The sequence below is a fragment of the Rhizobium sp. AG855 genome (genome assembly GCF_003610655.1).
Classification (GTDB): Bacteria; Pseudomonadota; Alphaproteobacteria; order Rhizobiales; family Rhizobiaceae; genus Allorhizobium; species Allorhizobium wuzhouense.
The window spans coordinates 1-2,191 of sequence record NZ_RAQG01000001.1; the positions used below are offsets into that span (position 1 = coordinate 1).

Genomic DNA, 2,191 nt, shown 5'->3' on the forward strand with positions numbered 1-2,191 from the left:
GCGAGTTCTTCCGAGGTGGCGGACATCTCTTCCGAGGCGCCGGCATTCTGCTGGGTGACCTTGTCGAGCTGCTGGATCGCCTCGTTGATCTGGCTCGAGCCGATGTCCTGCTCGCGGCAGGCGGCCGAGATTTCCGAGACCAGTTCGGCGGTCTTGCGGATATCGGGCACCAGGCGGGTCAGCATCTCGCCGGCCTGGGTGGCGACCGAGACGGTTTCGCTCGACAGACCGGAGATTTCGGCCGCCGCCGCCTGGCTGCGCTCGGCGAGCTTGCGCACTTCCGAGGCGACGACGGCAAAGCCACGACCGTGTTCACCGGCACGGGCCGCTTCGACGGCTGCATTGAGTGCCAGCAGGTCGGTCTGGCGGGCGATTTCCTGGACGATCGAGATCTTCTCGGCGATCGTGCGCATGGCGGTCACGGCCTTGTCGACGGCCTTGCCGCTTTCCTCGGCGTCGGTTGCCGACTGGCGGGCGATCTTCTCGGTCTGGGCGGCATTGTCGGCGTTCTGCTTGATGTTGGCCGCCATCTGCTCCATCGACGCCGAAGCCTCCTCGGCCGAGGACGCCTGTTCCGTCGCGCCCTGGGAGAGCTGTTCGGAACCCGAGGACAGCTGCTGGCTGCCGGCGGAGACGTTCTCGGATGCTGCGAGCGCATCGCTGACAACAGCTCGCAGCCGCTCGACCATGCTTTCCAGAGAGAGACCCAGGGTGTCCCTGTCGGAAAGTGGCTTCGGCGTAACAGTCAGATCGCCATTGGCAATCTGATCAGCAATCTGCGCAGTGCTTCGCAGGTTGATCACCATGCTCAGCATAGATTTGCCCAGTGTATCCTTCTCGGACAGGGGAACGGGTGTCAGCGTCAGATCGCCTGCTGAAATCTGACCAGCGATGTTTGCTGTCTGGCGCAGGTTGCCGGTCATGACTTCCATCGTACCGACCAGATCTTTGATCTCGTCATTGGTCCGGACCTCGACCTGCTGGTCGAGGTCGCCAATTGCGACGGCCTCTGCGACGATCTTGATGGTCCGTAGTCCACGGCTTATCGTTATCGCAATCCAGAAGGCGGCGCCCAATGCCACCAATACGCCAACCACCGAGACAACTGCGAGGGTTGCAAAGGTTGACCGGAATGCGGCATCGGCTTCCTCGTCGCCTGTCTCGATCGATTGGCGAGTCATGGCGGCGAGGGATTCCGTCAATTCATCAAGTTTATCTGATGCCTTGCCGCCTGCAGTCTGGTTGACGTCAATGGCTTCCGGCAAACGGCCGGCGCTTACAAGTCCCTGGATGCGATCGTTGATCTCAATATAATCACTCCAGAAATCACTGATCTCCTGCCATTTCTGACGATATTCTTCCGGCGCCGATTTTTGCCCCTCGGCCATTGCCGCTTCAAATTCCTTACGCTCGGTCGCAATCGTCGCCAGAGCGGCGTCGACGCGTTCCTTAGACGTCGCCAGAAGGAGATCCCCTTCTGCAAGTCCGAGTCCATCAAACGCGCCTGCGAGCTGCGCCGCGACGGTGGACTGATGTACCGCGCCGGTGACAAGGGCATCCTGCATTGATGCCACGCTGCTGACGCCGCTCATCCCGAAACCCGCGCATGCGCCCATTAGGACGACCAGAAGCCCGTACGAGCAAGCCAATTTCGACTTAATTGTAAAACGCATGAAGGTAGCTTTCTAAGTTGGGACTGCCACGGGCCAGGGCTTTGACTTCAGATCTGGATGGGCTGGTACCTTGCGATCTGTCGCGCGATACCGTGATTTCAAATAAGTGTCTCAGGCTGGACAGAGCCGCAGAGGGCGGCTCTGTCCGAGTTCAAACCTCACGCACTCTGCCGGAAATCGGCGTCGTCGCTGTCTGGGCCGCCCATGCTCATGTCGAGGGCAAAGCCCTGGCTCTTGGAGGTCCCGGCGCTTGCCTTGGCTACAGGGCGATGTGCCGGTGCCTGGCTTGCCATCTTGGCTGCGACCGCCTTCAACTGCTTGACCGGGTTGGCATTGCCGTGTTTGCCCGAGGTGTCCACCTTGAAGAAGGCGATGGAGGCCTGCAGTTCCTCGGCCTGAGCGGCGAGTTCTTCCGAGGTGGCTGACATCTCTTCCGAGGCGCCGGCATTCTGCTGGGTGACCTTGTCGAGCTGCTGGATCGCCTCGTTGATCTGGCTCGAGCCGATGTCCTGCTCGCG

General features: G+C 61.0%; 1 protein-coding gene and 1 pseudogene. Both read right to left on the reverse strand.

Annotation, left to right across the window (positions count from 1 at the left end):
- On the reverse strand, positions 1-1,673 hold a 1,673-nt coding region (locus DFO46_RS00005; RefSeq protein WP_147412719.1), incomplete at its 3' end, for a methyl-accepting chemotaxis protein.
- 158 nt (positions 1,674-1,831) lie between these two features.
- Positions 1,832-2,191: pseudogene (locus tag DFO46_RS00010) on the reverse strand (methyl-accepting chemotaxis protein); the annotation flags it as partial.